The following is a 17,176-nucleotide window of genomic DNA, read 5'->3' as shown; positions in this document are numbered from 1 at the left end:
AATACTGATGCACCACGCTAGGCGGGGGGCTGGCGGTCCCCTGTACCCGAAATCCGCCGTACGCGGGGCCGAATTCCCACCCGAGGCTCTTCGGGTCGGGAAACGGCGTGACTCGGGGGCGATGAAGACCGGGTCCCACGCAACGGAACCCTGTGAACCTGGTCAGGCCCGGGAGGGAGCAGCCATAAGCAGGTGTTTCCGTGTGCCGTGGGGGAGCCCGGTTGGAGCCTTCCGATCATGCACGCCCCGGTCCGGAGAAGTCGACGGTGGGTGCGTGGTGCATTTTTCTTCTGGTTACTCCCTCGTTGAAACGTTAGCCCTCATGTTCTGCATCTGCACAGTTGTGATGATAGGTCTTCTTTCACTATCTCTTGCCATGAAAACACGCGCCCGTCTTGTTTACGACATCGATCTTCTAACCGACGAATTCTACGCAGTGGATTTTATGAAACACGAATACGAAGTTAAAGCCGCAGCGTCTCCTTCTGTTTCTGTCACATCGAACAGTTTGAGTTTTAACGCGAGCTACGATAAGAAAAGTGGTACAATCTCTTACCTTGTGATGTTCAAAGACGGTCTGTACAAAATCGTTCGTTTCGGCCTGAGTGGAGAGGGAAACAACTACCTGATAGAAACAAAAAAGGAAATTCACTTTTCACAGGAAGGAAAGGTATTCTCCGTGATGATAGGGGACACTATCTATGACCTCGGAATCTCAGAGTAGCCCTCTGTGTTTTATGAAGTAGTACACGATGATCCAGCTACCCAGCATCACTTTCAGGTACACCACCATGTTCGCCGGAACTATGAGGTTTCTTCCGGGAAGTATCAGAACAACGAGGAAAAGAAAAACGATCATGATGAACTTTTCCAGAAAGTACGCTCGCGTTCTTTCGAACTTTCTCTCGAAGTTTTCAAAATCTTCTACCATGGCAATCAGAGCGAGCGCCGTTCCGCCCGCAACTCCAGCAGAAAATCCACCACCTGGGCTCACATGGCCTTCGAGCGCGAGGTAGAGCGATCCCACGAGGAGAAAGAACGCTATGAATCTGGCAAAGATCCTGATCGTGACGTCCGATATGCCTCTTATCTCCTCTGGAGTGGGAAGGTAGGCCATGTGGAGGGAGACTCCGAGTACTGCGAGCGAGAAGACAAGAACCTCGAAGACCGTATCGTACACCCTGTTCAGAAGGTAGATCTGGGTGATGGGATTCTTCACCACAGGGTTTTCAAATTTCACCTGAACCTTTTCAAAACTACCGTTCAGCAGAACAGCAAAACAAAAAACAACGAAGATGGTGATCCACACCCATTTCATCCGATCTCCTCCCCAAAGTATTTCTTTTTCAATTCTTCTACGAACTCCCTTTCGGTTCTGAGAAATTCTCTGAATCTCATTCTCAACTCCTCGTCCGCGAAAAGAATGTGATAACTCCCATCTCTGTGTAAGACGTGGTTCAATCGCTCGCCTCTGTACACCCTCTCTGTGTACCTCAGCAGATCGAGTTTTTCATCCTCGAGGTAGAAGATCTTTGTTTCCAGATAACCTTTTTTGTCTTCACTGAACACTCCGCCACAGGCAACGTCCACCTTTCCATCGTTCAAAGCCTCAAGGAGATCTTCCAAAGAGGAAAACTCGACGAATTCTGATCTGTAGTCGTACTTTTCACAGAACCTCTTCAGAAGTTCGTATTCGAAACCCATGAACGCTTCTCCCAATTTCTCGAACAGGAGCCTGACGGATGTGAAACCGATCTTCACTCGATCTCTCGATTTCAGAGCGATCAGATAAACGAGGGTGGTGAGAAGTGCTCCAAGGAGGGCCTCCGCGATGGCCACGTCGGGAGAAGAAAAGAGTGTGTACAGAAGAACTGCCAGAACGCTCAAGGCCGTTCTTCCAATGACCGCGTTCAATCTTATCGGGGTGAAGATCGTGTACAGAGATACAGAGACCATCAGAATCAGTACCAGATTTTCTATCAAGACGATCCCTCCGTGTACATGCGCGCTATAACGTGTGAAACGAAAGGCCCCCATACGAGAAGGAGTACCACCATGAGGATCGTTCTCGAGACGTCTTCCCAGAAGTTGAGTACGATGAAAAGGGATCCCACCGTGTCTGAAATTCCTATGAGATGGATTTTCAGAAGGAAGTCTTTTTTCAGAAGCGAAAGAAGAGTGCCGAGAAACATCAAAACCACACCGACGTATATCATTCTCTGTTCCTCCTCAGAAAGTAGGAGAACAAGATGACTCCGCTTCCACCGGCGAGCAGATAGAACACCGCGACATCTCTTGCCTGAGATAGCCCCGGAACGAGGTACGAAAGGGCGTAGATCAAGACACCGACCTTCGTCGAGAGCGACGAAATCCCCAGAAGTTTTTCCCACTGGTTTTTCCCCAGAAGCACCTGAAGAACGCTCAAGATCAACGGAGAAACGAGAAGCCATTTCATGTTTTTCTCTCCCCCACCTGGTGGACTACCATGTAACCTTCCTCTGAGACGATCACCAGTGTTTTCGGAGTGAGTGTGATAGTGAGTGTTTTCTCGAGTTCCTCCCACTCATCTTTCACCGGAACTTCGTAAGCTCTTTTAGCCCCGTTGTGGAAGAGCAAAACCAAGATAGATTCAAAAACCGCTTTTGGAACGTTGTAGAAGAGTTTCAACACAAGAACGGGAAACTTCTCAAAGTGGATAGGCCTTGTGAAGATGTATGTGACAACACTCATCACAGCTCCAAGTACGATTGTTGTCAAGGTCGCTTTCTGGGACAAAACCATGAAGAAAACGGTTCCCGTTATCACAGCGACAAGAAAAGACAAACCACCACCCCCAGAAGATAGACCCCGAGCATGGACTCGAAGTCTTCAAGCGGATATTTTTCTATCTTCAAGTTCTTGAAGAGGAAATGAACCAAAAGTCCTGCACCCATTAAGAGAAAGCTTTCAAGAACTCTTTCCCAGCTGGCAAAGTAGAGTCCTATCGTCAGGGAAGCAATGAGCAGAACGGGATTGTACATCCCTGGTAGCTTCTTTTTGAATTCAAAAGGTTTCAGAAGAAATTTCCAGAAGGAAGCCGCGGTGCCAACGAAAACAACTTCCATGAAGATCTTCTCCCATCCGTGAAGCTGTTCGAGAACCAGATTCTTCGAAAAACCCGCAAGGCCGGGAAGTCCCATGATAGAAAGACTTGCCAGCGAAAGAGAAAGCCACGTCCAGAAATCAAGCCTTTTCCACTTCGTCACGTCCCTTTCCGGAAGTTCATCTTTCAGAAGAAAGAGCCAGGATTTGAAAACACCGTGTGCGAGGGCGTAAACTGGAGCTGTAACCGGTGACGCAAGGACGATCCCTATCTGTGAAAGAGTACTGTAGGCAAGTATCCTCTTGTAATCTTTCGAAAGAAAGGCAAACAAAACACCTGAAAGTGCCGAAAAGATGGCAAAGATCTTTACCACATCCCAGTTCACCACGTGTTCCAGCCGAACGAGTGCGTACACAGCACTCTTCACAACGACACCGGATAGAACTGCCGAAATGGGTGTTTCTGCCTCCGAATGAACCTGTGGAAGCCACATACTGAAGAGAAACACACCGGCTCTTAAAAGAAGTCCAACTGCGACGAGAACGGAGGCGAATGAATCAACCTTCGAGATGTCAGAGATCGAGAGTGTGCCGTTTCCCGCGTATAGAACGCCGATTCCTATCAGGTACAGATTCATACCCACAGTACCCAGGATCAGATACTTGAAAGCGGACCAGTACTGAATCTTCTTTCTTCCCTCTACGACGAGAAGGAAAGTGATGAGGGATACCACCTCAACCGTGACGTATATGTTGAAGAGATCGTAGCTCACGAACGCAAGGTTCAGCGCTCCAAGGAGTATCAGAAGAAGGTTCGAAAGACTGACGTTCAGGCCTTTCGTGAAGACTGCGAGAAGAACCACGGCCGTGAGGATGAGAAAGAAATATGATGTCTGATCTAACAGAAGGTGGACACCGAAGTTTCCTGTCAAAACAAGATCGAAACGATATCCAGAAAGTACCATCGTGACTGTGAAAACAAGATTCACCAGTGCTGTCCACCAGGGAGCTTTCCTCTTTAAGAAAAGAAAGACAATCCCGAGCGATATAATGAGGAAATTATAAACAAGAAAGATCACTCTTTCTTTCCCCCTTCTCTGTCGAGCCTGTCGGAAGAGACCGAAGAGTATTTGGAAGCGATCACGCTCGCGGTGGTGACAAGGAGCGCTACGGTGGCGAACCCTATCACTATCGAGGTGATGATCAGAGCTTGTGGGACAGGGTCGGCTGAGTTCTGCTGAAACGGTATCGGAACGGCTTCTCCCTGCCTTCTGGAGATGAGAACAAAGAAGCTGACAACACCCGTTCCCATGATATCGAGCGAGATGATCTTCTTTATCAGATCTCTGTTGATCAGAACTCCTAACAGCCCAATCAGGACAAGAAGAAGGGTCAACCGTTCAGCCACCTCTCAACCACCTCTTTTCCGGTAAAGAAGAGAGCGTCCGCGTAAGAAAGGTCATCGAATCTGAATTCATCTCCTACTTCTACTTTTGCTTCTTCGAACCAGACGAGGTAATTCTTCGGAACAACAATTCTCGATGGTTTCAAACTTTCAATTACCTTCTTCATCGTTGTTCTCCTCACCCTGTCACCGAGAGATGGATCGATGGGACCCGCGACCACGTACTTTCGCAGCTCAACGGGAACGTGATATCCTATTCTGATCACTTTTGTCCCCCAGCCCTCAAAAATGCAGACGAGATCAGAACAGACATCTACCGCTTCTTCGACATTCAGAGGTGTGTACTCTCCTTCTTCCATCATCCTGTGGAGTTCTGTCCCTTCGAAAACGAGTGTCGGGTGTATTCTCACCATATCCGCTCCACATTCTACGGTCCTCAGCGCGGACAGAATTTCCCCTCTTCGATCACTTCCCGGAAGTCCTACCATCAGATGAACACTGAGAACGAATCCGTTCTTCTTGATGAGTTTGCAGGCTCCCTCAGCTTCTTCGGAGGTGTAACCTCTCTTCGACCTCTCGAGAACCTCATCCAAGAAAGACTGTACTCCTATTTCGATCACGTTCACACCGTATTTCTTCAGAATCTTCAGTTTTCTTTCGTTTATCTCGTCCGGGCGCGTCGAGACTCTGACTGACTTCACCACGGGGAATCTCTTCACGAATCTCAGGTACTCTTCCATCTTTTCCTCTGAGAGACCGGTGAACGTTCCTCCGTAGAATCCCAGTTCGTATTCATTCGACGTTCTGGAGTACTCTTCTATGATTCGTGCAATATCATCAAGAGACGGGACTTTTGCCTGTCCCGTGGCTTTTATCTGGTCACAGAAGACGCACCTTTTCTTACAACCCGCGTATGGAAGAAAAACGGGAATTATCTTCATGATCTCTCCTTCAAAAGCTTTTCGTAGGCGATTCTTGCGGCCTCCTTTTCCGCTTCTTTCTTTGTTCTACCCTTGCCTGTGGCGATGGTCTTCCCATTCACCCTCACTTCCACAACAAAAATCCTGTCACCATCGTTTTTTTCTGTTCTCACCAGTATATATTCTGGTGGCACTTTGTGTTCGCTCTGAACTATTTCCTGGAGAGCCGTTTTGTAGTCGAAGAGCATTTCACCCTTCATGATTTTTTCTATGTAGAACTCGAATTCCTGCTCAAATAGCTCCTTTATCTTCTCATAGCCCTGATCGAGGTATATGGCAGCCAGAAGCGCTTCGAACGCGTCGGCGAGTATGGAATCTCTATCACGTCCACCAGTTTTTTCCTCTCCCTTTCCAAGAAACAAGAATTTGCCAAGATTCATCTTCCTGGAAACCATGGCGAGAACTTCTTCGCTCGCCGCTGCGGATTTCACCCGGGCCAGGTCTCCCACTTCCGCTTCCGGATACTTTTTGTAAAGTATTTCGCACACGAAGAGTTCTAGAACGGCGTCCCCCAGAAACTCCAGCTTTTCGTTCGATTCCACGTCCTTTCTTCCCGCTTGATTTTGCTCGTTCGCGTAAGAACTGTGGCACAGAGCCCGAAAGAGAAGTTCTTCGTTCTTGAAGTTGATTCCAGTTTCTTTCTGAAACTCCTCCACGATCTTTCTCTCACTCTCGTTCAACGAGCATCACCTCTTTCAAAACATCACCTTCCAGCGAGCAGAGGTAAAATTTTTTCTCATCCATATCGATGATACCAAAAGTCGGACCGGCCTCAGATTTTGGAAGAGAAACCGATCCCGGATTCAAAAGCAGCACCCCTTCGCACCTTTCTGCCAGAGGAACGTGAGTGTGACCGAAGAGAACCACACTGCATCCATGAGCCTGTGCCAGGCTCACAGGATCTCCTCCTTCGTATTCGAACTGGTCGCCGTGAACAAGGAGTATCTTCACATCTCCTAAAAATTCCATTCCGATCCTGGGCATTTCCGGAATTTCCAGAACCCTTATATCCACATCCGCATCACAATTTCCGCGTATGTACTTCACACGGTGTTTCTTCAAAAGTGATGCGAGTTCCTTTGGACTGTATCCCTCGGGAAGCGGATTTCTGGGGCCGTGGTAGAGAACATCACCTAGATGCCAGATTTCATCGAAATTCCCCGCACTTTTCAAAGCTTTCTCTGTGCAAGAAAGTGAACCGTGGGTATCCGAGATCACAAGAATCCTCAAGGTCAACCCCTCCTGATAACGAACTTTCCCGATAGAATGGAAATGGAGAACAAAACAACTGTCCAGAGCAAGACGACAAAGATCGAGCGATTATCGACGGTATGTTCCAGCTGGTACACCCTGAGGGCGTACATGGTTCTGAACACGGGCGTTGACATGGCGATTCTTCGAAAGATATCTGGCAAGTTACTTATAGGAATGGCAAAACCGCTTGAGAACAGGGATATTCCTATAACAGAAACACCGAGTATGTTTGCAAGACTCTTGTCGGGAGAAATGGAAGAAACCAGAAAACCTACAGACGTGTGAAGAAGAGCGTTGAGAAGGATGAGAACAGACGTAATGAAGAAATCCAGGCTGTCTCCGGTCAGTATCACCGTCAGGGAGTAGGCTATGAAAGAAACGGATGCTCCAATGATGGTGTAAGCGAGTATCTTCCCGCAGGCGTATTTCCATGCCGGAAGGTTGTACACGAGGAACATCTCATGCAGGTTCTTCTCTCTGTCGAGAAAGGTGGAGACACTCGCCAGTGATACGGTTATCAAAATCGCCGTGAAGAAGACGACGAACGGGGAGATGAGATCAGAAAATCTGAGTTCTGAGTCTTTCAATTTCAATCTGGGTACGGGATAATCGGACTCTGTGAATATGTACCGGAGCACCTTTGGATCGAAGAAGGCACTCCCCTGGAAATCCGCCAGAACAGAATCGAGAACGTTGTATATCGCGGCGGCGAGGTGAAGATCGATGGGACTCGGGATGAAGATCATCTGGGTTGGCTGTTTGGAATACAGTTTCGCCGCGAAGCCCTTTGGAATCACTATGACCGCGTTCAGCTTTCCTTCCTTCAGAAGTTTCTCGTAGTTCTGATCGACTTTCACTATGTTTTCCTGTCTCAGGATGGTTCCAATGAATCTCATGACGAGGGAGGACCAGATGCTGTTGTCTTCGTTGTATATTCCGAGCTTCATCGTCTGAAGGTTGTACCCCTGCATGAAGAGAAGAGAGATCAGCACAACCAGAACGGGTGCAGCGATTATCATCATCAGTGAAGATCTTTTCTTCAAGATCCTCTTCAGTTCCACAATGGCTATTCTAAACATCGAGTTTCCACCTTCTTTTAACTTCCCTCACCACGTCCCTGTGGATTTCCTCTATGGAGCGTTTTCCATCCAGCACCACGATCCTTTCGGGATGTTCTCTGGCGAGCACGAGGTAGCCTTCCCTTACACGTTCGAGAAACTCTCTTTTTTCAAAGCGGTTGAGCTCTCCTTTTCTTTTGAGGGCCGTTTCGACGTCCACGTCTATGTAGAAAGTCAGGTCAGGAATCAGTCCATCCGTGGCGAAATCGTTCAGCTCCTCCACGATCTCTTTTCCCAGGTTTCTTCCAAAACCCTGGTATGCAACACTGGAGTCCGTGTATCTGTCAAGAAGAACGGCGTATCCTTCGGAAAGGTACTGTTTTATTTCTGTCACAAGGAGATTTCTCGAGGCGAGAAACAGGAAGAGCTCAGCTTTGGGAGTCACTTCTTCCTCCAGAAGAATCTTTCTGATCTTCTCCCCCGTCTCCGTTCCGCCCGGCTCTCTCTTCAAGATCACTTTCTTTCCTCTCTTCTCCAGGTATTGAGCCAGAAGTTGGATCTGTGTGCTCTTCCCGGATCCGTCTATTCCCTCGAACGTTATGAACATTCCTTCCCCTCCTGGTCATAAGGATGAAGGCGACAAGATTGTTGGTGGTATGGTACAGAACAGCGGGAAACAGAGAACCACTGACGGCTGCGCTGTGAGCGAATATGAGTGCAACGACGAATCTGTATACGAGGTTCGCAAAGGAAAATCTTTCGAAGCCCACGATCACGTTGAAGAGGTGAAGGAAAGAAAAAACGAGTGCGTTGGTCCATATGTCGTTTCCGTTCAGTTTCAAAAAAACTCCCCTGAAGAACAATTCTTCCGAGAAAGGAGACAGAAACACCACCGAAACCATCACGATGAAGCGGTTCATGAAGGGTGGAAATCGAACTTCACTGCCTCCTAAGAAAAACACGTTCACGAAGAGGAGAATCAGGAACCAGTGTAGATCGACAAAGCTTACTCTGAACGATGGAACGTATCGAAAGGCCACACACACCGTCACAGCGCCGGCGAGTCCCAGCAGGGACTGATAGAAGATCGCCTTCTCGAATCGGCGTATCCTGAAGAGATTTATCGAAAACATGAACGCAAGATACAAAGCAAGGGCTATTATTGAGTAAAGAACGCTCACGGCTTCACCTCACAGCAGTGTTGCTATCATGACCGCTTTTATGGTGTGCTTTCTATTCTCCGCCTCGTCCCAGACCCTGCTCTGTTTTCCCTCGATTACCTCGTAGGTGACCTCCTGGCCCTTCACCGCGGGGAGGCAGTGCATGAAAATCGTTTCCGATTTACCCGTCATTTCCATCACTCTCTCGTTCACCTGATAAGGTTTTAAAAGAGCCATTCTCTCCTTTTCTTTGTCTTCCTCACCCATGGATGCCCACACGTCTGTGTAGACGACATCGGCACCTGCGAGTGCTTCTTCCAGATTCGATGTGAAAGAAACGCTCCCATCGGTTTCTTTCACTATTTCTTGGCACCTTTTGAATACGTCAGATCTGGGCTTGAGTTCTTCGGGACCACACGCCACGAAATTCATCCCCATCTTCGCACAGGCGATCATGAGGGAGGTCGCAACGTTGTTTCTGGTGTCCCCCATGAAAACAACCTTTACACCCTTCAATCTGCCAAAATTTTCCTCTATGGTCATCAGGTCGGCGAGCGCCTGCGTTGGGTGGAACTCGTCGGTGAGTCCGTTGTACACGGGAACACCGGAGTACTCAGCCAGCTTTTCCACAGTCTCCTGTTTGTAGCCCCTGAACATGATGGCGTCCACCATTCTTCCAAGGACGCGTGCGGTGTCCTCGAGAGATTCTTTTGCTCCAAGGTGTATGTCGTTCGGTGAAAGAAAGATCGGATGTCCTCCTTCTTCTGCAAAAGCGGTTTCAAAGGCGAGTCTCGTTCTCGTTGATCGTTTCTCGAAGATCATGGCGAGGGTCATTCCTTTGAACCTTTCGGTTCTCAGTTTGGATCTGTTCTCCATCTTCACCTGCTTTGAGATATCGAGAAGGTATCTGATCTCTTCAGGAGAAAAATCAAGAAGAGTGAGAAGAGATCTCCCTTTCAGATTCACAGACACACTTCACACCTCCACTATATCCTCGAGTTTTTCACCTGTGGATATGTACCTTACCGGTCTTCCTGTCTCTCTTTCTATGAAATCAACAAAGCGCTCGAAGTTCTTGTCTTCCAGAGATTTCCAGCCATCGAAGACTTCGTAGACGGGCTCTTTCTTTTCCAGATCTCTGAGTGAAACGAGATCTCTTCCATCGGAGTAGCGCACGCAGACCTTGATCTTTTCAAAACCGTTCAGCACATCTGCCTTGGTCATGACCAGAGAGTCGACACCGGAGATCTCAATGGCGTACCTGAGGAGCGGCAGATCGAGCCAGCCGCATCTCCTCGGCCGACCGGTCGTGGAACCGTATTCGTGTCCCGCTTTTCTCAACTTCTCTCCTTCTTCTCCTGTGAGCTCCGTCGGGAAGGGACCTTCTCCGACTCGTGTTGTGTACGCCTTGAAGACGCCTAAAACTTCATCTACTTCCACAGGAAAGCCCATTCCCGCGCTCACGCCTGAGGAGGAACAGTTCATGCTCGTGACGTACGGGTACGTTCCCACGTCCAGATCTAGAAGGACCCCCTGTGTTCCTTCGAAGAGAACGCTCTTCTCTTCGAGGATTCTTTTCAACTGGACCGGTGAAACGACGAAGTCTTTTATTGTCTCATAGAAGGTGGAAAGATCTCCCATCATTTTCTCTGCGTCGAAATCCACCCCGTAGATCTTCTTCAAAGAGAGATTCTTTTCGAGGAAATATCTGAGTTTTTCTTCGTTGCCGAGCTCTGCAACTCTCACGTTCACCCTCATAACCCTGTCAGCACAAGCGGGACCTATTCCTCTTTTCGTAGTGCCTATTTTCAACACTTCGTCTATTATCCTGTCCATTTCTTTGTGCACTGGAAGAACCACGTGTGCGCTCTCAGAGATGAAGATTTCACCTGAATAATCGGGAAATTTCTCTTTCAATTCCCTCAATTCTTCTGTCAGCACCTGAGGATCCAGGAGAACCCCGCTTCCTATGGCGATTCCTCTGTTTTTTGTGAAATCGGCCGAAGGGAGGAGGTGGTGTATCACCTTGAAATCTCCGTAATTCACAGTGTGCCCGGCATTCGCTCCACCTGAAAATCTCGCCACGATATCGTGATATCTGGAAAGATACGTTACCACCTTGCCCTTTCCTTCGTCTCCCCATTGAAGACCCACCACAACACGGTTCATTCGCTTCACTCCTTTTCAAAGCGTTCGAAGATGTGGTCTACGTGTTTCAAGTAGTAAGAGATATCGAAGAGTTCTTCGAGCTCTTCTTTGGTAACCAGTTTCTTAACCTCTTCATCCTCGAGGAGGTACTCGAGGAAGTGTTTTTCGGAATTCCAGGTTTTCAGAGCGTTCCTCTGGACGATATCGTAAGCCTCTTTCCTCGTGAGTCCTTTCTCTATGAGTTTCAGCAGGACTCTCTGGGAGAACACGAGACCTTTCGTGAGATCTATGTTCTTCTTCATTCTTTCTTCGTTCACTTTCATGTTCCTCACCACGTTTGTGGCCGTGACGATCATGTAGTAAAGAGTCTGCGTGGCGTCAGGAAAAACGTATCTTTCGACGGAAGAGTGCGAAATGTCCCTCTCATGCCAGAGCGCGATGTTTTCAAGGGAAGGATCGACGTACGCCCTCATCATTCTGGAAAGTCCCGTGAGCCGCTCGCAGGTGATGGGATTCTTCTTGTGGGGCATGGCACTCGAGCCCCTCTGACCTTTCCTGAACGGTTCTTCCACCTCGAGCACTTCCGTTCTCTGAAGATGTCTGATCTCGACAGCGATCCTTTCTATCCCCGCTGCCACGATCGCGAGCGTGGACAGATAGAAAGCGTGACGATCCCTCGGTACAACCTGTGTGGAGACGGGTTCAGGTTTCAAGCCCAGGTACGAAAGCGCTTTTTCCTCCACCTCCGGTGGTACGTTTGCGTAGTTTCCAACAGCTCCACTGATCTTACCGTAAGAAACTTCCTCTATCGCCCTCTCAAGGCGCTGAACGTTCCTTTTCATTTCGGAGTACCATCCAAGGACCTTCAAGCCAAAGGAGGTGGGTTCCGCGTGGACTCCGTGTGTTCTTCCGATGGTGGGAGTGTGTTTGTACCGATTCGCGACTTCCCAGAGCACGTCGCAGAACTCTTTTAGAGACTCTAACAGGATTTTCCCCGCTTCCACGAGAGCGAGGGAATTTGCGGTGTCGAGAACATCTGACGAGGTGAGACCGTAGTGGAAGAATCTCGAGTCTTCTCCTATCATCGAGCCGATTCCTTCGACGAACGCCACCACATCGTGGTTTGTTTTCTCTTCTATCTTTTTGAACAGTTCCACATCTATCTTAGCGTTGTTTCTTATCCTCTCTGTGACTCCCTTCGGAATCATTCCCAGTTCTTCGTACGCCCTCGTCACTGCCAGTTCCACTTCCAGCCATCTTCTGTACTTCGCTTCCTCCGTCCAGAGATCCTTCATCGGTGACAGCGAATACCTTTCTACCATCTTTTTCCCTCCCAAACAGATCTCTCGTGAACACGAGCGCAACAACAGGAAAAACAAGATAAGAAGCCGTTGGATATTTAATGCTCGCTACCTTCCACAACGCCATCGCAACGAGAAACCAGAAAAGCGATTTGAGAGGTATGTTCACGGTTTTTTTCTTTGCGAAACTGGTGGCGATCAGAGGAAAGAAGGACAGCACCAGAAACAACTCGGCTCGATCGTAATCTGTCCCTTTCAAATATTCGAACCCCTCGAGGACGAGGAGAAAGATCAGACTCACATGAAACAGGGTCTTTTCTCTCTCACTTCTGGTGAAGAAGAAAATAACAGAAGCAACAAGAGCGAGTATCGATACAAAAGCACTGTCTTTCCACGAGAGAACAGCGAAGATCAGAGAAAGTCCCAGGCCTAACATCATCGATCCCCTTTCACGAGAGTCACAGCAGTTTCCACATGGTAAGTCTGAGGAAACATGTCGAAGGGCTTCACCCTGACAATAGAGTAGCCGTTTTCCACCAGCACCTTGAGGTCTCTCACCAGAGTAGAAGGGTCACAGGAAACGTAAACGATCCTTTCAGGTGAAAGTCTCGCTATTTCTTTCATCACTTCTGGACCCGCACCTGATCTCGGTGGATCCAGGATTATCCTGTCTGCCCTTCCGCTGTAGTTTTTCAGAAAGTCTAGCACATCCTGTTCCACGTATTCTATGTTCTTTCTGCTGTTTATGTTCGCGTTAGCCTTTCCAGCCTTCACAGCGACCCTGCTGGATTCAACGGAGATCACCCTTGCTGCCGAAAAGGAAGTCCTCACAGAAAACGTACCGATACCCGCGTACAGATCCAGCACCACCTCGTTACCCTGAAGTGCCTGTTCTCTGTACACGTGATCTATCAGTTTGGATGTGATGGAGTAGTTGCTCTGGAAAAAGGCGGTCGGTGGAATTTGAAACCTTTCCCAGTCGAACTCTTCCACAATTACTCCTTCACCGTAGAGAGTCTTGTACGGCCCCCTTAGGACCACAGAGTCTTTAGAGTTCATCACATGAATGATGGAGTGAATCTTTGGAAATCTCTTTAACACAGCGCGAACCAGATCTCTTCCCCAGGGAAAGGATTCTGTCTTTGTCACAAAGATCACCATGAACTGGTCCGTGCTGAATGCGTACCTGATCACGAGGTGCTTGAGCACTCCCTTCCTCGTTTCCCAGTTGTAAACAGGAACGTTGAGTACCTGAACGGCCTCTTTTACAGTGTTCAGAATCTCACCCGTGCCTTCCGGTGCCACCTCACAGTCTTTTATGTCAATCACAAAATCGGAGTTTCTCTTTTTCAAACCCAATTTTCTCCCCTGAAAATGAAACTCCATTTTCGTCCTGTAGTGAAAAACAAGATCACTCGGCTCCACATCTTCCACTTCTACCTTCAGATTTGAGCGTTCGAAAAGATCGATCAATACCTCCTTTTTGTAACGAAGCTGGGTTTCATACTTCACATCCATCCAGTGACAGCCACCGCATCTTCCAAAGTATCTGCAGGGTGGTTTTATTCGATCTTCGGATTCTTTCAGAAGGGAAACAACCTTTCCAAAAGAAAAATCCCTTTTCTCTCTGTAGGTCTTTATCAGGACTTCCTCACCGGGATATGCTCCTTCTACGAGAACTACCTTGCCGTTTGAAAGATGGGCAAGGCCGTAACCTCCGTTGACCATCTTCTGTATCCTCACCTGCTCCAGCATCTTTCACATCCTCTCTGGTGCGGAAACTCCTATGAGTTTCAGACCCTTTCTTAAAACGATACCCGTTGCGAGGGCAAGGTTGAGTCGCGCGTTCGAAAGTTCGGGATTTTCAGGATCCACTATCACGTGTTTGGTGTAGAATGCGTGGAAGGACTCAGCAAGCGACTGGAGATAGTTCGTGAGCCTGTTTGGTGCGAACATCTGCGCGACCTCTTTCAAAGCGGTGTTGAACATACCGAGGTTTCTCATCAGAACCCTTTCTTCTTCGTTTCCAAGCAGTTCAAGGTGTTTTCCCTCTTCAAACTTCACACCTTTCTTTTCCGCGTTGGAGAAGAGATTGTGGATCCTGGCATGTGCGTACTGAACGTAGTAAACTGGGTTGTCCATGGATTTGGCCTTCGCCAGATCGATATCGAACACCATGTGGGTATTGGGGTCCACCATCGCAAAGAAATATCGGGTGGCGTCTCTTCCCACTTCGTCGAGAAGTTCGTCCAGAGTGACGAATTCTCCCGCTCGCGTGGACATGCGAACGATTTCCCCACCACGTTTCAGAGTAACGAACTGATGCAGTATAACGTTGAAGAAATCGTCGGGAATGTCGAGGGCTTTCATCGCTGCCTTCATTCTTGGTATGTGACCGTGATGGTCACTACCCCAGATGTCGTAAACCTTCCTGAAGCCTCTCTTATATTTCTTGTAGTGATACGCGATATCCGTCATGAAGTACGTGTATGTACCGTCGCTTCTCACAAGAACCTTGTCTTCCTCATCTATGAAGGCAGAGACTTTCAACCACACAGCACCGTCTTTTTCGTAAACAACGTCCTTGTTCTTGAGGAGTTTCAGCACCTCTTCGACAGTCCCATCCTCTATCAAACTCTTTTCTGAGAAGTACACATCGAACGAAGAACCAATCTTTTCAAGGGTATCTTTCATGGAGGAGAGAATTCTGTTCAGCGCTGTCTGTTTGAAAAACTCCTCCACTTCTTCGTTCCACAGATCTTTGTATCTATCTCCGATTTCGTTCACCAGATCCCTCGCGATGTCCACGAGGTATTCCCCGCGATAGCCCCCTTCGGGAATTTCTTTTTCAACTCCGAGAAGCTGATTGTACCTTGCCCAAAGCGACTGAGCGAGAAGCCTTATCTGCTTTCCGGCGTCGTTTATATACATTTCCCTCGTCACATCGTAACCGAGCTCTTTGTAAACCTCGGAAAGCACGTCACCTATGATGATCTGTCTACCGTGCCCAACGGTGAATGGTCCCGTTGGGTTTGCACTTCCGTATTCGAACTGCACCTTCATTCCATTTCCAACGTTCTCTCTCCCGTACTCGTCTTTTTTCTCCAGCACGGTTTTAACCACTCCACGGAGCAGTTCGTTCGACAGGAAGAAATTTATGAAACCGGGTCCCATGATTTCTATCCTGTCAAACGAGGGATCTTCATCGAGACTTTTTACGATCTCCTGAGCTATCTCCCGCGGGTTTTTCTTCAAAGTTTTTGCGAGCTTCATGGCAACGTTGGTGGACAGATCTCCGAATTCCTTTCTGGGTGGAATTTCGACCTCGAATTCGATTTCTGAACCGTACGCTTTAGAGATGACTTCGGACACCTTTTGCCTGATCGCGTTCACCAGCACTCTACCGCACCTCCATGTTTCGGATTCTGCTGATCTGTTACCCTCTGAAGAGAATGTGTTTCACCGTATCTATCCTGTGCCTCTTTCCCTTTAGAAGATCCAGTTCGAGGTCCACGGACATTTTCACACCACAATCCTGTCGCAGAAAACCCGTCAGGTTCGGGGTGAGCGGGATAGGTGCGCTCACGTAGCTTTTCCCTCGGTAAGTTTTTCCAAGAAAAGTTCCTCTTGGAGAAACTTTGATTCCAAAAACCTCGAGACTCTGGGAACGTGCCCATAGACCTTTTTTCTCTTTCCACCAGTCGTTTTCTTCCGTTTCCAGATCGAAGTGGATGAAAGCAAAGACGTTCTTTTCCACGAGCGGCCTCAGAGCCTTTGAAGAGAGTGTGTCTTCCTTTCTGAGAACTGCGGCGTACCATTCCCCAAAATCCGCAACTGCGAACCTTTCTCTGAGGGTGTATCGATGTAACACTTCACCGTTTTCTATCACCAGCACATCGGGAGATGTTCGAAAAGTCTCCACACCTGGAGCGACAATTGGTACGTCCAGTCCTTTCGAAATGTATCGAAGCAGATCTGTGTAAAATGGATCGAGTTTTTCAAAATTCTCTATTCTTATCGGAGAAACCCCGGCGAGGAGATTACCTGTCAGTCTTGGGAAAATGAGAAGGTCCACAAAAGGAAGATCCTCCTGCAAGATTTCCATCAGAGCATCTATGAAATCGTCCGCGGATTTGAACATCTGGTCCAGAGGAAACGCGACGCACACTACCCTTTTTACACCTTTTCTGCTTCGGTGCACTCTTGAGATTTTTCTTTTCGGGATCAACCTTTTTTTCACCATCTTCCAGAGAATGTTCTCAAACATCTTCGGCTTCCTCCGAAGAGAAGAAATTCTTTTTCAACTCCAGAAAAACGGGAGCTACTCCCTCTGCCACGACCCCCGTTTGGTTTTTTGTTTTTTCGAGAGGAAAGTAGATATTGTTGTGAACCTTTCCCAGGAAATTCAACAAGACTATGGAGGCCAGAGATGTTTCCTGCGTGTGTGCCCAGAACTTTGCCTTTACAAAATTAAAATCTATGAAGTTTTGAATCTCACAGAAACCAACCACCAGTTTCGCACCGTTCTCTTTTGCAATGTAAAAGACTTCCGGGTAGAGAGCAAGATCCCCACCCACCACAAAAATATTTATGTCAGCATCTACGATTCCGAATTCGTAACCTTTCTTCCATTCCCTTCCGTTCTTTCCGATGATGAAAAATTTGCTGGTACCCACAATGGAAAATCTGGCGTTGTCTGGAATCACATCCAGCCATGATATGAAAAGGTCTATTGTTTCAAACTCCTCAAGAGATACGGGTGATCCAACCAGAATTTTCAACTTGATCC

The 17,176-nt window shown here is 48.0% G+C and carries 20 protein-coding genes, 1 other RNA gene and 1 pseudogene; 2 read left to right on the top strand and 20 right to left on the bottom strand.

Annotated features, from left to right (window positions below; translation table 11 throughout):
• Positions 1-12: 12 nt before the first annotated feature.
• Both ffs and TM_RS05640 read left to right on the top strand, forming a co-directional pair.
• An RNA gene (ffs, locus tag TM_RS05645) (signal recognition particle sRNA large type) lies at positions 13-278 on the top strand.
• On the top strand, positions 278-724 hold the full coding sequence (locus tag TM_RS05640; RefSeq protein WP_015646145.1) for a hypothetical protein: 447 nt from the start codon (positions 278-280) through the stop codon (positions 722-724). Before ffs ends, TM_RS05640 begins: the two co-directional genes overlap by 1 nt.
• Here TM_RS05640 and TM_RS05635 read toward each other — a convergent pair.
• From TM_RS05635 to TM_RS05540, 20 genes and pseudogenes are all read right to left on the bottom strand, one after another.
• A complete protein-coding gene (locus TM_RS05635; protein ID WP_004080316.1) occupies positions 716-1,318 on the bottom strand; it encodes a Na(+)/H(+) antiporter subunit B in 603 nt (200 codons plus the stop codon). The genes TM_RS05640 and TM_RS05635 overlap by 9 nt on opposite strands.
• Positions 1,315-1,983: a Na(+)/H(+) antiporter subunit B gene (locus TM_RS05630; protein WP_004080317.1), complete on the bottom strand. Its 669-nt coding sequence runs from the start codon at positions 1,981-1,983 to the stop codon at positions 1,315-1,317. The genes TM_RS05635 and TM_RS05630 overlap by 4 nt, the downstream gene beginning before the upstream one ends.
• Positions 1,980-2,216, bottom strand: coding sequence for a monovalent cation/H(+) antiporter subunit G (locus TM_RS05625; protein ID WP_004080319.1), 237 nt, complete (start codon positions 2,214-2,216; stop codon positions 1,980-1,982). The genes TM_RS05630 and TM_RS05625 overlap by 4 nt, the downstream gene beginning before the upstream one ends.
• Positions 2,213-2,455: a hypothetical protein gene (locus TM_RS05620; protein WP_004080321.1), complete on the bottom strand. Its 243-nt coding sequence runs from the start codon at positions 2,453-2,455 to the stop codon at positions 2,213-2,215. The genes TM_RS05625 and TM_RS05620 overlap by 4 nt, the downstream gene beginning before the upstream one ends.
• Positions 2,452-2,823 (bottom strand): Na+/H+ antiporter subunit E, encoded by a 372-nt coding sequence (locus TM_RS05615; protein WP_004080328.1) that lies wholly within the window; start codon positions 2,821-2,823, stop codon positions 2,452-2,454. Before TM_RS05615 ends, TM_RS05620 begins: the two co-directional genes overlap by 4 nt.
• Entirely contained in the window at positions 2,802-4,160 is a 1,359-nt protein-coding gene (locus TM_RS05610; protein WP_004080330.1) for a cation:proton antiporter, read from the bottom strand. The genes TM_RS05615 and TM_RS05610 overlap by 22 nt, the downstream gene beginning before the upstream one ends.
• Positions 4,157-4,489 (bottom strand): Na+/H+ antiporter subunit C, encoded by a 333-nt coding sequence (locus tag TM_RS05605; RefSeq protein WP_010865264.1) that lies wholly within the window; start codon positions 4,487-4,489, stop codon positions 4,157-4,159. The genes TM_RS05610 and TM_RS05605 overlap by 4 nt, the downstream gene beginning before the upstream one ends.
• Positions 4,474-5,427 (bottom strand): elongator complex protein 3, encoded by a 954-nt coding sequence (locus TM_RS05600; protein ID WP_004080334.1) that lies wholly within the window; start codon positions 5,425-5,427, stop codon positions 4,474-4,476. The genes TM_RS05605 and TM_RS05600 overlap by 16 nt, the downstream gene beginning before the upstream one ends.
• Entirely contained in the window at positions 5,424-6,146 is a 723-nt protein-coding gene (gene rnc / locus TM_RS05595) for a ribonuclease III (protein ID WP_004080335.1), read from the bottom strand. Before rnc ends, TM_RS05600 begins: the two co-directional genes overlap by 4 nt.
• Entirely contained in the window at positions 6,133-6,696 is a 564-nt protein-coding gene (gene yfcE, locus TM_RS05590) for a phosphodiesterase (RefSeq protein WP_004080337.1), read from the bottom strand. Before yfcE ends, rnc begins: the two co-directional genes overlap by 14 nt.
• A gap of 2 nt (positions 6,697-6,698) precedes the next feature.
• Positions 6,699-7,799: an ABC transporter permease gene (locus tag TM_RS05585; RefSeq protein WP_004080339.1), complete on the bottom strand. Its 1,101-nt coding sequence runs from the start codon at positions 7,797-7,799 to the stop codon at positions 6,699-6,701.
• Positions 7,792-8,385: a dTMP kinase gene (tmk, locus tag TM_RS05580; protein ID WP_004080341.1), complete on the bottom strand. Its 594-nt coding sequence runs from the start codon at positions 8,383-8,385 to the stop codon at positions 7,792-7,794. Before tmk ends, TM_RS05585 begins: the two co-directional genes overlap by 8 nt.
• Before the next feature lie 43 nt (positions 8,386-8,428).
• Positions 8,429-8,680, bottom strand: a pseudogene (locus TM_RS09680) (CPBP family intramembrane glutamic endopeptidase); the annotation flags it as partial.
• Between the two features lie 288 nt (positions 8,681-8,968).
• A complete protein-coding gene (argF, locus tag TM_RS05570; RefSeq protein ID WP_004080343.1) occupies positions 8,969-9,910 on the bottom strand; it encodes an ornithine carbamoyltransferase in 942 nt (313 codons plus the stop codon).
• A gap of 3 nt (positions 9,911-9,913) precedes the next feature.
• Positions 9,914-11,107 (bottom strand): adenylosuccinate synthase, encoded by a 1,194-nt coding sequence (locus tag TM_RS05565; RefSeq protein ID WP_004080356.1) that lies wholly within the window; start codon positions 11,105-11,107, stop codon positions 9,914-9,916.
• 5 nt (positions 11,108-11,112) lie between these two features.
• Entirely contained in the window at positions 11,113-12,408 is a 1,296-nt protein-coding gene (purB, locus tag TM_RS05560; protein ID WP_004080360.1) for an adenylosuccinate lyase, read from the bottom strand.
• A 414-nt stretch (positions 12,409-12,822) separates the two neighbouring features.
• Entirely contained in the window at positions 12,823-14,142 is a 1,320-nt protein-coding gene (rlmD, locus tag TM_RS05555; RefSeq protein ID WP_004080361.1) for a 23S rRNA (uracil(1939)-C(5))-methyltransferase RlmD, read from the bottom strand.
• 3 nt (positions 14,143-14,145) lie between these two features.
• Positions 14,146-15,786 (bottom strand): arginine--tRNA ligase, encoded by a 1,641-nt coding sequence (argS, locus tag TM_RS05550; RefSeq protein ID WP_004080362.1) that lies wholly within the window; start codon positions 15,784-15,786, stop codon positions 14,146-14,148.
• Between the two features lie 37 nt (positions 15,787-15,823).
• Positions 15,824-16,654, bottom strand: a complete 831-nt coding sequence (locus tag TM_RS05545) for a hypothetical protein (protein WP_004080369.1) — start codon at positions 16,652-16,654, stop codon at positions 15,824-15,826.
• Positions 16,647-17,168, bottom strand: coding sequence for a hypothetical protein (locus TM_RS05540; RefSeq protein ID WP_004080370.1), 522 nt, complete (start codon positions 17,166-17,168; stop codon positions 16,647-16,649). The genes TM_RS05545 and TM_RS05540 overlap by 8 nt, the downstream gene beginning before the upstream one ends.
• Positions 17,169-17,176: the final 8 nt, after the last annotated feature.

Origin of the sequence: Thermotoga maritima MSB8, assembly GCF_000008545.1 — a bacterium.
GTDB lineage: Bacteria > Thermotogota > Thermotogae > Thermotogales > Thermotogaceae > Thermotoga > Thermotoga maritima.
The sequence above is the reverse complement of the archived record's forward strand: the minus strand, read 5'-3'. Positions and strand labels throughout refer to the sequence as shown.